14 protein-coding genes are annotated in these 15,119 nt (G+C 73.0%); 8 read left to right on the plus strand and 6 right to left on the minus strand.

Annotated features, from left to right (window positions below):
• Positions 1-100 precede the first annotated feature (100 nt).
• The gene (locus GHR20_RS25565) at positions 101-307 is read left to right on the plus strand and encodes a hypothetical protein (protein WP_153814492.1); all 207 of its coding nucleotides are present in this window, start codon (positions 101-103) and stop codon (positions 305-307) included.
• A gap of 16 nt (positions 308-323) precedes the next feature.
• Here GHR20_RS25565 and GHR20_RS25570 read toward each other — a convergent pair whose 3' ends face one another.
• Positions 324-1,127 carry a site-2 protease family protein gene (locus GHR20_RS25570; RefSeq protein WP_153814493.1) on the minus strand — a complete coding sequence of 268 codons (804 nt, stop codon included), beginning with the start codon at positions 1,125-1,127 and terminating at the stop codon, positions 324-326.
• 362 nt (positions 1,128-1,489) lie between these two features.
• On the opposite strand from GHR20_RS25570, the gene GHR20_RS25575 reads away from it, so the two are divergent.
• Entirely contained in the window at positions 1,490-5,047 is a 3,558-nt protein-coding gene (locus GHR20_RS25575; RefSeq protein WP_153814494.1) for a BTAD domain-containing putative transcriptional regulator, read from the plus strand.
• Between the two features lie 49 nt (positions 5,048-5,096).
• Here GHR20_RS25575 and GHR20_RS25580 read toward each other — a convergent pair whose 3' ends face one another.
• Positions 5,097-5,927 carry an ABC transporter permease gene (locus GHR20_RS25580; RefSeq protein ID WP_153814495.1) on the minus strand — a complete coding sequence of 277 codons (831 nt, stop codon included), beginning with the start codon at positions 5,925-5,927 and terminating at the stop codon, positions 5,097-5,099.
• Positions 5,924-6,949 carry an ATP-binding cassette domain-containing protein gene (locus tag GHR20_RS25585; RefSeq protein ID WP_148023969.1) on the minus strand — a complete coding sequence of 342 codons (1,026 nt, stop codon included), beginning with the start codon at positions 6,947-6,949 and terminating at the stop codon, positions 5,924-5,926. Before GHR20_RS25585 ends, GHR20_RS25580 begins: the two co-directional genes overlap by 4 nt.
• Before the next feature lie 103 nt (positions 6,950-7,052).
• Between GHR20_RS25585 and GHR20_RS25590 the strand changes: the two genes are divergently transcribed.
• Complete coding sequence (locus GHR20_RS25590) at positions 7,053-7,931, plus strand: class I SAM-dependent methyltransferase (protein WP_153814496.1); 879 nt, start codon at positions 7,053-7,055, stop codon at positions 7,929-7,931.
• A gap of 79 nt (positions 7,932-8,010) precedes the next feature.
• Here GHR20_RS25590 and panB read toward each other — a convergent pair whose 3' ends face one another.
• The gene (gene panB / locus GHR20_RS25595; protein WP_153814497.1) at positions 8,011-8,877 is read right to left on the minus strand and encodes a 3-methyl-2-oxobutanoate hydroxymethyltransferase; all 867 of its coding nucleotides are present in this window, start codon (positions 8,875-8,877) and stop codon (positions 8,011-8,013) included.
• 228 nt (positions 8,878-9,105) lie between these two features.
• Between panB and GHR20_RS25600 the strand changes: the two genes are divergently transcribed.
• The 5 genes from GHR20_RS25600 to GHR20_RS25620 all read left to right on the plus strand — a co-directional run bounded on the left by GHR20_RS25600 (position 9,106) and on the right by GHR20_RS25620 (position 14,378).
• Entirely contained in the window at positions 9,106-10,692 is a 1,587-nt protein-coding gene (locus GHR20_RS25600; protein WP_194858985.1) for an MFS transporter, read from the plus strand.
• Positions 10,693-10,849: 157 nt separating this feature from the next.
• On the plus strand, positions 10,850-11,479 hold the full coding sequence (locus GHR20_RS25605) for a TetR/AcrR family transcriptional regulator (RefSeq protein ID WP_194858986.1): 630 nt from the start codon (positions 10,850-10,852) through the stop codon (positions 11,477-11,479).
• 184 nt (positions 11,480-11,663) lie between these two features.
• A complete protein-coding gene (locus GHR20_RS25610; protein ID WP_153814498.1) occupies positions 11,664-12,713 on the plus strand; it encodes an endonuclease/exonuclease/phosphatase family protein in 1,050 nt (349 codons plus the stop codon).
• A gap of 151 nt (positions 12,714-12,864) precedes the next feature.
• Positions 12,865-14,079 (plus strand): MFS transporter, encoded by a 1,215-nt coding sequence (locus tag GHR20_RS25615; RefSeq protein ID WP_153814499.1) that lies wholly within the window; start codon positions 12,865-12,867, stop codon positions 14,077-14,079.
• Positions 14,080-14,141: 62 nt separating this feature from the next.
• Positions 14,142-14,378: a hypothetical protein gene (locus GHR20_RS25620; protein WP_148023965.1), complete on the plus strand. Its 237-nt coding sequence runs from the start codon at positions 14,142-14,144 to the stop codon at positions 14,376-14,378.
• On the opposite strand, the gene GHR20_RS25625 is transcribed toward GHR20_RS25620, so the two are convergent.
• Both GHR20_RS25625 and GHR20_RS25630 read right to left on the minus strand, forming a co-directional pair.
• Positions 14,362-14,802 carry an ATP-binding protein gene (locus GHR20_RS25625; protein ID WP_153814500.1) on the minus strand — a complete coding sequence of 147 codons (441 nt, stop codon included), beginning with the start codon at positions 14,800-14,802 and terminating at the stop codon, positions 14,362-14,364. The two genes, GHR20_RS25620 and GHR20_RS25625, sit on opposite strands and share 17 nt — an antisense overlap.
• Positions 14,799-15,026: a hypothetical protein gene (locus tag GHR20_RS25630; RefSeq protein ID WP_148023963.1), complete on the minus strand. Its 228-nt coding sequence runs from the start codon at positions 15,024-15,026 to the stop codon at positions 14,799-14,801. The genes GHR20_RS25625 and GHR20_RS25630 overlap by 4 nt, the downstream gene beginning before the upstream one ends.
• Between the last annotated feature and the right edge of the window lie 93 nt (positions 15,027-15,119).

Consider the following 15,119-nt stretch of genomic DNA (forward strand, 5'->3'; position numbering starts at 1 on the left):
CGTTCGTCCCGCGAGAGCGGGCCGACCTTCCTGTGAGCCGGCCATGGCGATGGGGGACACTGTTCGCCGTAGCAGTGTCCCCCGACAGGAGCCACCCGCCATGCCCCGCATCGCCCTCTACACCCTCGTCGTCTGCGTCCTCGCGCTGGCCGCGGCCGTCGTCTCCTTCGCGCAGGGCAGCTGGCTGGGGATCGTCTGGGTGCTGCTGGCGGGCCTCGCGTCCAACATGACCTGGTACTACGTCAAGCGCGCCCGCGCCGCCGAGCGGGACCGGGCCGTCCCGCAGGACGGACCGGTCACCGGCTGACCGCGCCGCGCGGCCGTCACTGGCCGGCCAGGCACACCTCCGGCGTCCCGTTCCAGAACCGGTAGAGCCAGTACCCGCAGTCCGAGTAGGCCGGGTCCACCCCGAGCCCGCGCAGGATGTCGTGGATCAGGCCGAAGAACGCGATGTTCAGCGACGGAATCCACAGCAGCGCGAACACGATCAGCAGCCCGAACATCGGGAACGCCTCCACCTGCCGCTTCACCCCGTCCGGCAGCCAGGGCTCCAGCACTCCGTACCCGTCGAGCCCGGGCACCGGCAGCAGGTTCAGCAGCGCCGCCGTCACCTGGAGCAGCGCGAGGAACGCCAGCGCGAAGCGGAACACCATCGGCACCCCGTCGAGCGCGTGCAGCCAGAACGGCGCCGTGCACACCAGCGCGAACAACGCGTTCGTCAGCGGGCCCGCCGCCGAGATCAGGCTCAGCCGCCCGCGGCCCCGGATGCGGCCGCGCTCGATGAACACCGCGCCGCCGGGCAGGCCGATCCCGCCCATGATCACGAACAGCACCGGCAGCGCGATGCTCAGCAGCGCGTGCGTGTACTTCAGCGGGTTCAGCGTGAGATAGCCCTTGGCGCCGATCGTGATGTCGCCGCTGTGCAGGGCGGTGCGCGCGTGCGCGTACTCGTGCAGGCACAGGGAGACGACCCAGGCGGCGGTCACGAACAGGAACACCGCGATGCCCGGCCGCGCCGCGAACCCGGTCCAGGTGGCCCAGCCGGCCACCGCCGCGACGGCCAGGATGCCGAGGAACACCGGGCTGATCCTGCGGTCGCCGGGATGCCGGGTGGTGGCGGTGGTCATGAGCGGCTCCTGGGCTGGGCGGACGGATCGGACCGGCGGGACGGTTCCGGCCGACACGCGGAAAACGTCTCGCACGCGCCGTCCGGTTCCTGGAGAGTGGGTGAATGCCCCGGAAGAGTGTGCCCTCCGCGGACCGGCGGCGGGGGAGCCGCGGGGCGCCGCCCCGGGCCTGTGGCCGGGTCCGGGACAATGGAGTTGGCCGACGGCCGCCCGAGGTGGCCGAAGGCCGGGGACCTCGGCGCCGCGGACGGCCCGCGGGCGATCCGTCGTACCGTGGGCGTCCTCGTCACCCCGGACCTCGCCGGGCGCGCCCGCCGCGTCCGGCGACCACCCCCTGACCGCTTCCCGAGCCCCCGGAGACAATGGACCCCGTGCGCTATCGCCTTCTCGGTCCCACCCAGGCGCTCCGCCCCGACGGTACGGCCGTCCCCGTCGGCGGAGCGCGGCTGCGCGCGCTGCTCAGCGTGCTGGCGCTGCGGGCCGGGCGGACCGTGCCCGTGGGCGTGCTGGTGGACGAGGTGTGGGGCGGGGAACCGCCCGCCGACGCCGCCGGCGCGCTCCAGGCGCTCGTGGGCCGGCTGCGGCGCGCGCTCGGCGCCGACGCCGTGGCCTCCGCCGACGGCGGGTACCGGCTCGCCGCTTCCGCCGACGACATCGACCTCACCCGTTTCGACCGGCTGACCGGCGACGGCCTCGCCGCCCTCGCCGACGGCGACCCCGCCAAGGCCGCCGGCCTGCTGGACGACGCCCTCGCGCTGTGGCACGGCCAGGCCCTCGCCGACCTGCCCGACCGCACCGCCGAGGCCGCCCGCTGGGAGACCCGGCGGCTGGACGCGCGGCGCGCCCGGCACACCGCCGCCCTCGCCCTCGGGCAGGCCGAGAGCGCCCTGCCCGAACTGACCGCCCTGTGCGACCTGCACCCGCTGGACGAACCCCTCCAGGCGCTGCGGCTGCGCGCCCTGCGCGACCTCGGCCGCCCGGCCCAGGCCCTCGCCGGCTACGAGGACGTACGACGGCTCCTCGCCGACCGGCTCGGCTCCGACCCGGGCGCCGAACTGCGGGCTCTGCACGCGGAGTTGCTGGGTTCGGGGACGGGTGCGGGCGCGGGTGCGGACGGCGGGTCCGGGCGCGGCTTCGGCGCGGCGCGGGGCGGCCGGGACCGGGACGGCAGACCCGGCGACGGCGCCCGGGGCAGCAGGCTCGGCGATGTCGTCCAGGGAGTCCACCCCGACCGGCATACCCCCGACGCCCGCTCCCACGCGTCCGACGGGTTCCACGGGTCCGCCCGAACCCACGCGTCCGACGGGTCCCACCCGTCCGACGCGCTCCACCCCTCCGGCCGTTCCCAGGCTACCGACCCTTCCCAGGCCCCCGACCGGTTCCAGGCCACCGACCTTTCCCAGGCCCCCGACGGGCCCGCCCAGGGCAACCTCCCCGCCCGCCTCACCTCCTTCGTCGGCCGCGAAGCCGACCTCGCGGCCCTGGCCGCCGATCTGGGGACCGCCCGCCTCGTCACCCTGCTCGGGCCCGGCGGCGCGGGCAAGACCCGGCTCTCCCAGGAGGCCGCCGAGGCGGTACGGCACGTGGTGCGCGACGGCGTGTGGCTCGCCGAACTCGCGCCCGTGGACGACCCCGACGCCGTACCCCAGGCCGTGCTCACCGCGATCGGCGCCCGCGAGACCGTGCTGCACGGCGCCGGCGCCGAGAGCATGCGCGCGGTGGTCGACGGACACGACCCGCTGGACCGGCTGGTGGAGCACTGCGCCCGGCGCCGGATGCTGCTCGTCCTCGACAACTGCGAGCACGTCATCGAGGCCGCCGCCCACCTCGCCGAACGGCTGCTGGCCCGCTGCCCCGAACTGACCGTCCTCGCCACCAGCCGCGAACCCCTCGGCGTGCCCGGCGAGTTGGTGCGCCCGGTGGAGCCGCTGCCCGAACCCGTCGCGCTGCGGCTGTTCGCCGAGCGCGGCGCGGCGGCGCGGCCCGGGTTCCGCGTCGCGGACGACCCCGAGGCGTGCGCCGAGATCTGCCGCCGCCTGGACGGACTGCCCCTCGCCATCGAACTGGCCGCCGCCCGGCTGCGGATGCTGACCCCCCGGCAGATCGCCGACCGTCTCGACGACCGGTTCCGGCTGCTCACCTCCGGCAGCCGCACCGTGCTGCCCCGCCAGCAGACCCTGCGCGCCGTCGTGGACTGGTCCTGGGACCTGCTGGACGCCGACGAACGCGATGTGCTCGCCCGGCTGTCCGTCTTCGCGGGCGGCTGCGACCTGGCCGCCGCCGAGGCCGTGTGCGGACCCGTCGCCCTGGACGCCCTCGGCTCCCTGGTCGACAAGTCCCTGGTGGTGGCCGCCCCCGCGGCCGACGGCACCATGCGCTACCGGCTCCTGGAGACCGTCGCCGAGTACGCCATCGAGCGGCTCGTCCAGGCCGGCCACCGCGCCGAGGCCGAGCGCGCCCATCTGACGTACTACCGCGAACTCGCCCGCACCACCGACGCGTTGCTGCGCGGCCCCGGACAGCGCGCCGCCATCGAACGCTTCCAGGCGGAGTACGAGAACGTGCGCACCGCCCTCCGGCACGCCGTCGCCGCGCGCGACGAGCAGGAGGGGCTGTGCCTGGTGCTGTCCCTGGTGTGGTTCTGGCAGATGCGGGACCAGCGCCTGGAGACCCGCGCCTGGTGCCGTGAGGTCATGGCGCTCGGCCCGGACCCGTTCGCCGAGCCGCTGCGCCGCGCCGAACCGGTCTGGCAGCGCTGCAACGACGCCCCGCCGCCCTACACCGGCGAAGTCCTCCTGGAGGCCCGGCGCGGCGTCCACCTCACCCATCTGTCCTGCATGGACACCGAGCTGGACGCCTGGCAGACCCCCGCGGCGCAGGCCAAGCTGCGCGCCGTGGCCCAGGTCTACGAGGCGGGGATGCCGCAGACCTGCCGGTCGCCCGGCATGGTGTGGTTCTTCGCGGTGATGCTCACCGGCGGGGCGGAGCGGATACGGACGATCGCCGACGCCAACGTGGAGACCTGCCGCAACACCCCCGGCTTCGAGTGGGAGCTGGCCGGCGCCCTCCAGATGCGCGCCAACTTCCTGGCCAACCGCACCGCCTGGGCCGGTGACGCCACCCGCGACGCCGACGAGGCGCTCGCCATCTTCCGCCGCCTCGGCGACGACTGGGGCACCGCCGAGGCGCTGTCCGCCCGCGGCGAGTCCCATGAGCGCAAGGGCCTGTACAGCGCGGCCGCCGCCGACTACCGCGCCGCCATCGAGCACGCCGAGCGCCTCGGCGCCCGCGCCCAGACCGCCGTGCTCGGCGCCCGCCTCGGCAGCGTGCTCATGGAGTCGGGCGAGCTGGAGGAGGGCGAACGGCTGCTGTGGGAGGTCGTCGCGAGCCAGGACGCCGCGCACAGCGAGGCGATGCCCGCCGCCCGGCTCTTCCTGGCCTGCTGGCTGGGCCTGGTCGACCGTATCCCCGAGGCCCGGGAGCAACTCCGGCTGCTGCGCGAGGAGTTCAGGATCGCGAACTTCGTCGTCTTCGACGCGCTGCTCCTCTGCCAGGAGGCATGGGTGGACGCGATGGACGGCCTGTACGAGGAGGCGCTGGACAAGACCCGCACCGCGCTCGGGCACACCTCCGACCCGCTCGCCGAGGCCGTCGTCCCCCAACTGCCCTCCACCGCGCTCACCGTGGGCGCCATGGCGCTCGCCCGCATCGACTCCGGCGCCCGCGCCGCCGACGCCGCCCGAGTGCTGGCCGCCGCCGACCGTATGCTGCCCGTGGGCCATGTCTCCTCCGGCGTGGAGCGCCGGGGCCGCGGCATCACCGAGGCCCGGATCCGCGAGGTGCTGGACGAGAAGGCGTACGACAGGGCGTACGCCGAAGGCGGTGGCCTCTCCCTCGTGGAGGCCACCGCCCTGGTGTGACGTACGGCGTGCGCGCCGGTCCTTCACGGACACCGGCCCGGCGCCGGCGTCAGCTCTTCGTACGGAACTTGTGGATCGCGACCGGCGCCATCACCGCGGTGATCACCACCGACCAGCCCACGGTCACCCACAGGTCGTGCGCCACCGGGCCGCCGATCATCAGACCCCGGGCCGCGTCCGCGAGCGTGGACAGCGGGTTGTAGTCGGTGAACGCCTGGAGCCAGCCCGGCATCGACGCGGTCGGCGCGAAGATCGAGGAGCCGAACTGGAGCGGGAACAGCACCAGGAAGCCCACGCCCTGCACGGACTGCGCGCTCTTCAGGATCACGCCGAGGGTGAGGAACACCCACATGATCGAGGAGGCGAACAGCGCCGACAGACCCACCGTGGCGAACAGCCCGGGCCAGTTGGCGATGTGGAAGCCGACCAGCACGGCGACGACCATCAGGATGGCGGTCGCGAACAGCATCCGGCCCAGTTCCACCGCGATCTTCGCGAACAGCACCGAGCCGCGCCCGATCGGCAGCGACCGGAACCGGTCCATCACACCGCTGTTGAAGTCCTGGCTGAAGCCGGTGCCGACACCCTGGGACAGGGTCATGCTCATCATCGCGAGCATGCCGGGGATGACGTACTGGACGTACTTCTCCTGGCCGCCGCCGAGCGCCTGCCCGATCGAGCCGCCGAAGACGTACACGAACAGCAGCGTGAAGACGATCGGCATCAGCAGCGCGTCGAACATGGACTCCGGGTCCTGCCGGATCCACAGCAGGTTGCGCCGGATCAGCGCGCCGGTGTGCCGCAGGTGCCCGCGCAGCGGGATCCGGACGTCGTCGGCGGTGGTGGTGGCCGCGGTGGCGGCGGTGGTGACGGCGCTCATACGGCGACCTCCTGGCGGGCGTCGGCGGGCTTGGCGTCCTCGGTGTCACCGGCACGGTGGCCGGTGAGGGAGAGGAACACCTCGTCCAGGCTGGGGAGTTCGGTGGTGACGGAGGAGAGGGTGATACCGCGCGCGGTGACCGCGCCGACCACGGCGGTCAGCTGCTCGTCGCTGAGGATCGGCACGAGGAGGGTGCCGGTCTCGCCGTCCACGGTGGTGGCCGCGAGCCCGGTGATGCCCAGCTCGTCCAGCATCGAGGCGAGCGGGCGCAGCTCCAGCGGGTCCGCCGGGCGCACCCGCAGGGTACGGCCGCCGACCCGGGCCTTCAGCTCCTCGATGCCGCCGGTCGCGATCACCTTGCCGCGGTCCACCACGGTCAGCTCCGAGGCGAGCTGCTCGGCCTCCTCCATGTACTGGGTGGTGAGCAGCACGGTCACGCCCTCGCCCACCATCGCCTGGACCTCGTCCCACACCTCGTTGCGGGTACGCGGGTCGAGGCCGGTCGTCGGCTCGTCCAGGTAGAGCACGGCCGGGCGGCCAATCATCGAGGCGGCGAGGTCCAGCCGGCGGCGCATACCGCCGGAGTACGTGCTCGCGGGGCGCTTCGCGGCCTCCGTCAGGGAGAACCGCTCCAGCAACTCGTCCGCGCGGGTGCGGGCGTCCTTGCGGGACAGGTCCAGCAGCCGGCCGATCATGTACAGGTTCTCCCAGCCCGGGAGCTTCTCGTCCACGGAGGCGTACTGGCCGGTCAGCCCGATCACCTTCCGCAGCTGCCGGGGCTGCCGCACCACGTCGTACCCGGCCACCGTCGCCTGCCCGGCGTCCGGGGTGATCAGGGTCGACAGGATGCGCACCAGCGTGGTCTTGCCGGCGCCGTTCGGCCCGAGCACGCCCATCACGGTGCCTTCGCGCACGTCCAGGTCGACGCCGTCCAGCGCCTTGGTCTCGCCGTAGTGCTTGACCAGCCCCCGCACAGTCACGGCGTTGCGTCCGCCGCCGGGGTTCTCATCGATTCGCGTCATGCCCTTGACAGTGCCAGGCCCCACCGACAAACCACCGACAGCGCCCCGACAGGGTGCCGACAGCCCCTCCGCGCATGTCGGCGGGTGGTGTTGAATCGGCCCCATGAGCCAGAACGAGCGCGCGGCGAGCCGTACGGCCGTGCTGGTCTGCCAGGGGCGGGCGGCCGCCGACGGCAGGACGGCGGTGGGCCGGTTCGCCGATCCGGTGGCGGTGCGGCTGCTGCGCGCCGAGGAGCGCGTACGGGTGGACGAGGTGCGCGCGGGCACCCCGCCGCGGGGCTGGCAGGCGCGCACGGCGTACGAGAGTGTGCGGGCGTGCGCCGAGGTGGTGGGGGCGCGCACGGTCGCGATCGACGAGGCGCTGCGCGCCCGCCCGGCCGGTCAGCTGGTGATCCTCGGCGCGGGTCTGGACACCCGCGCCTGGCGGCTGGCGGAGCTGGCCCGGACGGATGTCTGGGAGGTCGACCACCCCGCCTCCCAGCGGGACAAGCGCGCCCGCCTCGGCGCGGCCGAGCCCGCGCCGGTGGCCCTCGCCCGTTCCGTACGGTTCACCCCGGTCGACTTCGCCGCCGACGGTCTCGGCGCGGCCCTGGACGCCGCCGGCCACGACCCCGCGGCGCCGACGACCTGGCTGTGGGAGGGCGTCGTCCCCTATCTGACCCGCGACCAGGTCCGCGCCACCCTGAGGGCCCTCACCGCCCGGACGGCTCCCGGCAGCACCCTGGTCGTCAACTACCAGACGCCGTCCCCGAAGGCCACCGCCGGCCGGCTGCTGGCCCGCCTCCTCGGCAGCTCCGCCACCGCCGGCGAACCCTGGCTCTCCCTGTGGACACCGCGGCAGATGGCCGCCCTGCTCACGGAGTACGGCCTGCGCGTCACCTCCGACGACGGCCTCCTCGCCGTCGCCCGCACCCTCGGCACCCCGGCCCGCAACCGGACGTCCCTGGACTCGGGCCGGGTCGCGGTCGCGGAGAGCGGCTGACGTACGGCCGGGAGAGGGGGCAGCCCCGCCGACGGGGGAAGATCGGCGGGGCTGCCGGTGGTGCCGTGGTGGTCCGAGGTCAGTGGACGGAGTGCTCCGCCGCCGGGAACGCGCTGGTGACCACGTCCTCGGCGAAGGACTTCGCCGCCGAGCCCATCACCTCGCGCAGGTCGGCGTACTTCTTCACGAACTTGGGGACGCGCCCGGAGGTCAGGCCCAGCATGTCCGTCCAGACCAGGACCTGCGCGTCGGTGTCGGGACCCGCCCCGATGCCGACCGTGGGGATCTGGAGCAGGCCCGTCACCTCGGCGGCCAGCTCGGCCGGGACCAGTTCGAGGACGACGGCGAAGGCGCCCGCGTCCTGCACGGCCTTGGCGTCCTGGAGCATCCGCGCGGCCGCCTCCTCGCCGCGCCCCTGTACCCGGTAGCCCATCGCGTTGACGGACTGCGGGGTCAGCCCGATGTGGGCCATGACCGGGATGCCGGCCTCCACCAGCAGCCGGATCTGTTCGTGCGAGCGCTGGCCGCCCTCCAGCTTGACCGCGCCGACCCCGGCCTCCTTCACCAGCCGGGTGGCCGAGCGCAGCGCCTGCGTCGCGCCCTCCTGGTACGTGCCGAAGGGCAGGTCGGCGACGATCAGCGCGCGGCTGGTGCCCCGTACGACCGCCGAGGAGAGCATCGTCATCTCGTCGAGGGTGACCGGCACCGTGGTGTCGTAGCCGAGGTGGCAGTTGCCCGCCGAGTCGCCGACCAGCAGGACCGGGATGCCCGCCTCGTCGAAGACGGACGCGGTCATCGCGTCGTAGGCGGTGAGCATGGGCCACTTCTCGCCGCGTTCCTTGGCGAGGGCGATGTCGCGGACCGTGATGCGGCGCGTGCCCTTGCCCCCGTACAGCGCCTTGCTGCCGTCGGAGGACTGGTTCTGGGCAGCCGAAAGCTGCGTCATGGCAACGGCTCCTTCAAGTCATCTCGAGGCGCCCTGACGGCGTCCCCGGATCCCCTCCATGGTGGCACCTCGTGCCAACCAGGGCCAGAGGGGCCCCGGTGATCCTCGGGAGGCGCCGAACCCACCGCTCCACTTCGGGCAACGTCAAGCCCCCGAACGGGTAAGTTCTCGGTAAAGAGATTCCGATACGAGACGGTTCCGTATCGGAATCCCCCTACGCTCGAACACATGACAACTTCCGTCCCTGCCTCCCGCATACCGGAGGCGGTGCACCGCCGCCGTTGGGCGATCCTCGGCGTGTTGATGCTGAGCCTGCTCATCGTGGTGCTCGACAACTCGATCCTGAACGTCGCCATCAAGACCATCTCCACCCCGGCCCCCGTCGGCCTGGGCGCCACTCAGAGCCAGATCGAGTGGGCGATCAACGCGTACACCCTCGTCTTCGCGGGCCTGCTGTTCACCTCCGGTCTGATCGGTGACCGCGTCGGCCGCAAGAAGGTGCTGCTGGGCGGCATCGCCGTCTTCGGCATCGGCTCCGCCCTCGCCGCCGAATCCGGCTCCCCGGGCCAGCTGATCGCCTACCGCGCGCTGATGGCCCTCGGTGCCGCGTTCGTCATGCCGGCCACGCTGGCCGTCCTGATGAACGTCTTCGAGCGCGAGGAGCAGCCGAAGGCCATCGGCATCTGGGCCGGCGGCGTCGGCCTCGCCATCGCCATCGGCCCGATCACCGGCGGCGCCCTCCTCGACCACTTCTGGTGGGGCTCGGTCTTCTTCATCAACGTGCCGATCGTGATCATCGCGCTGGTGCTGATGGTCTGGCTCGTCCCCGACTCCCGCGACCCGCGCCCGGGCCGGCTGGACCCGATCGGCGTCGTCCTGTCCGTCGTCGGCCTCGTCCTGCTGGTCTACGGCATCATCAAGGGCGGCCAGCTGGCCGACTTCACCGACCCGACCGTGCTCGCCACCATCGGCGCGGGCGTCGTCGTGCTCGCCGCGTTCGTGGTGTTCGAGAAGCGCAGCGACCACCCGTCGCTGGACGTGAGCTACTTCAAGAACAAGGTGTTCTCCAGCGCCATGGCCGCCATCGCGCTGGTCTTCTTCGCGCTGATGGGCGTCACCTTCTTCTCGGTCTTCTACACCCAGAGCGTGCGGGGCTACTCGCCGCTCCAGTCCGGCCTGCTGATGCTGCCGCTGGCCGCCGCGCAGATGATCTTCGCGCCGCGTGCCCGCCTGGTGGTCCAGCGGTTCGGCAACAAGGCCACCACGACCGCCGGCCTGGTGGTGATCGCCGGCACCCTGGCGGCCTTCGCCACCTTCGACGCCGACACGCCGATCTGGCTGCTGGAGGTCGTCTTCTTCCTGATGGGCACCGGCATGGCGCACATCATGACGCCGACCTCCGTCGTCATCATGCAGGCGCTGCCCCGCGAGAAGGCCGGCTCCGCCTCCGCGCTGAGCAACACCTTCCGCCAGGTCGGCGGCGCCCTCGGCATCGCCGTCCTCGGCTCGGTGCTCGCCACCGCCTACCGCAACGGCATCGAGGACAAGCTCGCCGCGCTGCCCGCCGGGCTGCGCCACCAGGCCGGCGACTCCATCGAGGCCACCCTCGGCATCGCCCAGAAGCTCGGTCCGCAGGGCAGGCTCCTGGTCGGCCCGGCCGACGACGCCTTCCTGCACGCCATGCACGTGACCGCCTTCTGGGGCGCGGGCGTGGCGCTGATCGGCGCCGTGATCACCGCCCTGTACCTGCCGGGCAAGGTGCGGGCGGGCGAGCAGGAGGACGAGGAGCAGGAGCTGGTCGCCGCCATGGAGTGAGGCGGGGGAGCGGGGCGCCGGCCCCGCACCCGGCCCGGTGCGCCGACCGGACGGACGGCACACCGGGCCCGCTCCATGAACGGCTCGACGGCGGCTCCACGGGGGGAGGAGGCGGTTGCGGGAGAATTCCCGCAGCACAGTGAGAGGACGGATCGACGTGAGCTTTGCCGACAACCGGTCCTGCCCGGCCGGACCCGCTCGGGGCCGCCCCCGCAGCGAGGCCGCGGAACAGGCCATCCTGGAGGGCGTGATGCAGCTCCTGGAGGACGGCGTACCGCTCGCCGAACTCTCCATCGAGCGCATCGCCCGCACCGCCGGGGTCGGCAAGGCCACCATCTACCGCCGCTGGAGCGGCAAGGAAGAGCTGTTCGTCGACGTCCTGCGCACCGCCGAACCGCCCGACCCCGAACTCCCCGGCACCTCCATGCGCGACGACCTGATCGTCATCCTGGAGTCCCTGCGCCAACGCGGCCTGGTCAGCCGCTCGTCGGCGATCCTGCACAACGTGTACGTGCAGATGAAGTCCAGCCCCCGCATCTGGGCCGCGTACCACGCGGGCGTCGTCGCCCCCCGGCGCGTCCTCATGCTCGACGTGCTGCGGCGCGGCCAGCGCGACGGCGAACTGCGCCCCGACATCGACCTCGACCTCGCCAACGACATGTTCGTCGGCGCCCTGCTGGTCCGCACCGTCATGCGTCCCGACGGTGCCCTGCCCGAGGACCTGGCGGAGCGCGTCGTGGACATCACCCTGGAAGGGCTACGGCCCGTCAGCTCCACAGTCTCGTAGCGTTGATGTGCATGTTTTGTCACAGAGCACGCACATCGCCCCGGTGACCGGAACTCCCCGCGCCACCCGTTCGTCATCGTCTTCCGTACGGCCGTCATGGGACGGCGAGATCGGAGCCGGTCATCCCCTAGGGTCGGAACATGGGGGGCGAACGGTGTGCACGGCGGGCAGTGAGGCAGACGGCATGGCGCAGCAGGCATACATGACGGAGACGGCGGACGGCGGGTCGGGGCCCGAGCGACCGGGATCCCGGCTCCGGCGCCTGCTGCACCAGATGCTCGCCCCCTGGCGCAACGACCCCGGCATCTGGCGCCGGGGCGCCGTCCTCGCCGCGCTCGCCCTGCTGCTCGCGCTGGTGATGCTGCTGCACGCGCACGTGCCCAACACCGTGGGCAACCTCGGCAGCCTCACCGAGACGTTCCTGCCCTGGCTGGGCGTGTTCGTCCCGGTCCTGCTGCTGCTCGGCCTGTGGCGCAAGTCGGCGATCACGCTCATCGCCGTACTCCTGCCGGCGATCGTCTGGCTCAACCTCTTCGGCGGACTGCTCACCGACAAGTCGGGCGGCGGCGGCCAGCTGATGGTGGCCACGCACAACGTCAACGCCGACAACCCCGACCCGGTCGGCACCGCCCGCGCGGTGGCCGGCTCCGGCGCCGACATCCTCGCGCTGGAGGAGATCCCCGGCTCCAAGGTGTCGGTCTACGAGCAGGCGCTCTCCTCGACGTACAAGTACCACGCGGTCGAGGGCACCGTCGGGCTGTGGAGCAAGTACCCGATGACCGGCGAACGGGCCGTGGACATCAAGCTCGGCTGGAAGCGGGCGATGCGCGCGACCATCGCCACCCCCGAGGGGCCCGTCGCGGTGTACGTCGCCCACATGCCCTCGGTGCGGGTGAAGCTGAAGGCGGGCTTCACCGCCCGGCAGCGGGACACCAGCGCCGACGCGCTCGGCGAGGCCGTGGCCGACGAGACCCTGAGCCGGGTCATCCTCCTCGGCGACCTCAACGGCACGATGAACGACCGCTCGCTCAACGGCGTCACCTCCCAGCTGCGCTCCACCCAGGGCGCGGCGGGCAGCGGCTTCGGCTTCAGCTGGCCGGCGGCGTTCCCGATGGCGCGGATCGACCAGATCATGGTCAAGGGCGTCGAGCCGGAGAGCAGCTGGACCCTGCCGCGCACGGGCAGCGACCACCTCCCGGTGGCGGCCCGTGTGAACCTGGACACGCCCTCGTAACCCGCCGGAATAGCGAGCCTGGGAGACTTTGTTCCGTACCTGAACTTTGACACGTCCCCGGTACGGCAGTCCCCGGTACGACGCGTGCTCGATAACGCCGCGTCCCCGGTACGACGCTCTCCCTACGCTCCCGAAAGGCACAGGCTTCTCCATGCCCCTGGCCCTGCTCGCGCTGGCCGTCGGCGCCTTTGGAATCGGAACCACCGAATTCGTGATGATGGGGCTGCTCCCCGACGTCGCGTCCGACCTGCACATCTCCATACCCTCGGCCGGGCACCTGGTCTCGGCGTACGCGCTGGGCGTCGTCATCGGCGCCCCGCTGCTGGCCGCCGTCACCGCCCGGATGTCCCGCCGTACGGTCCTGATCGCCCTCATGGTCCTGTTCGTCGTGGGCAACGCCCTGTCCGCGTTCGCCCCCGGCAACGGCTCCCTGCTCGCCGCGCGCTTCCTCAGCGGGCTGCCGCACGGGGCGTTCTTCGGGGTGGGCGCGGTGGTGGCGACCGGCATGGTCCCGCCGGAGCGCAAGGCGCGCTCGGTCTCCCTGATGTTCCTCGGCCTGACGGTCGCCAACATCGCGGGCGTCCCGGCGGCCACCCTGATGGGCCAGCACCTGGGCTGGCGGGCCACCTTCCTCGGCGTGAGCGCGATCGGCCTCGCGGCCATCGCCTCCCTGGCCCTGCTGATCCCGCACGACCACACCCACGCCTCCTCGACGGGCCTCGCCGGCGAGCTGGCCGCGCTGCGCTCCCTGCCGGTGTGGCTGGCGCTCGGTACGACGGTGGCGGGTTTCGGCGCCCTGTTCGCGGCGTACAGCTACGTGACGCCGATGCTGACGGACGCGGCGGGCTACGCGGAGACGAGCGTCACCCTCCTGCTGGCCCTGTTCGGCGTCGGCGCGACCGCCGGAAACCTGCTGGGCGGCCGCCTGGCGGACCACTCCCTGCGCGGCACCCTGTTCGGCGGCCTGATCTCCCTCGCCGTCGTCCTGGCCCTGTTCCCCCTGCTGATGCGGGCGGAATGGAGCGCCGCGCTGGCGGTCATGCTGCTGGGCATGGCCGCGTTCGTCACCGGCTCCCCCCTCCAGCTGATGGTGATGGAAAAGGCGTCGGCGGCCCCCTCCCTGGCCTCCTCCGCCAACCAGGCCGCCTTCAACCTGGCCAACGCGGGTGGCGCCTGGGTCGGCGGCATCGCCCTGGCGGCGGGCTACGGTACGACGTCCCCGGCGCTCGCCGGCGCGGCACTCGCGGTGCTGGGGGTGGGCGTGGCGTTCGCGGCGTACACGGTGGACCGCCGCCGTACGGTCCCCTCGGTGGGCCGGGTCGTCACCTCGCACCTGCCGGAGGGCTCGGAGGCGTTGCACCGCTGATCCCCGTGAGCGGGGCGACCTCGTGCGACGATGCGGCCACCCCGCCGACCACGAGGTGCGCGATGACCTGGAAGCCCACGGACCGCGACCTCGCCCGCCTGGTCCGGCGGGGCGAGCGCGAGGCGGCCGCCGACCCGACGGCGACGGAACTCCACCGGCGCCTGCGGGACCGGGACAACGCGGAACTGGACCACGACCACCGGGCCCGCTCCGACCGCTCCGCGGTCCTCGGGGCGCTGGCCGGTCTGGTCCTGCTGGCCGCCTTCGTCGTCGGCTCGCTCATCACGCATCACCGATGACCCCGGGCCAGGACCGGGCGAGGCCCGCCGGCACCGCGACATCGCCGAGACCGGCCGCCTCCCGCCCCCGGACCACCTCGCACCAGACCGTCTTACCCCCGGGCCCGCGCTCCACCCCCCACCGCTCCGCTAGCGCGGACACGAGAACGAGCCCGCGCCCGCACTCCGCCGTTCCGGCCGCCGACAGAACGGTGGGCATTGCGCGCGGGTCCGGGTCGGTCACCTCGATACGGGTACGGGTGGGACCGCTCAGGTCAACGATGCGCACGCACACGGGGGTTGCGTCGCCGACGTGCTCGACGACGTTCGTCAGCAGCTCTGTCGCGCACAGGCGGACGTCGTAGTCGTACCCACGGAGCCGCTGCCGCAGCTCCGGCACGGCCTTCGGTGTCGCCGTCAGGCGCAGTTCGACGGCGGCCCTCATTCCCCGCCCGCCGTCTTCTTCAGCACGGCGGCGAGCGCCCGCGCGGTGGCCATGTTGCAGTTCCCCAGCGTGACGAGCCCCTGCGTGTGCCCGTACTTCCCCGCGAAGCTCGGCAGATGGACGGCCAGGGAGGGCAGCTTGATGTCGTGCAGGGCGAGAGCGGCGCGGAGCTCTTCCACGCAGAGGGTGACGTCGTAGGGGGTGGTGGGGGAGTGGTCGGACATGGGGTAGCCAGCCTTCGGTGCGTTGTGTGACAAACGCCTCACAGAGTGTCGTGGTGATCGCTACGGTGGAAGCCGTTTCGCGTTCACAACGCG

The sequence above is a fragment of the Streptomyces sp. SUK 48 genome (genome assembly GCF_009650765.1).
In the GTDB taxonomy this organism is placed as follows: domain Bacteria; phylum Actinomycetota; class Actinomycetes; order Streptomycetales; family Streptomycetaceae; genus Streptomyces.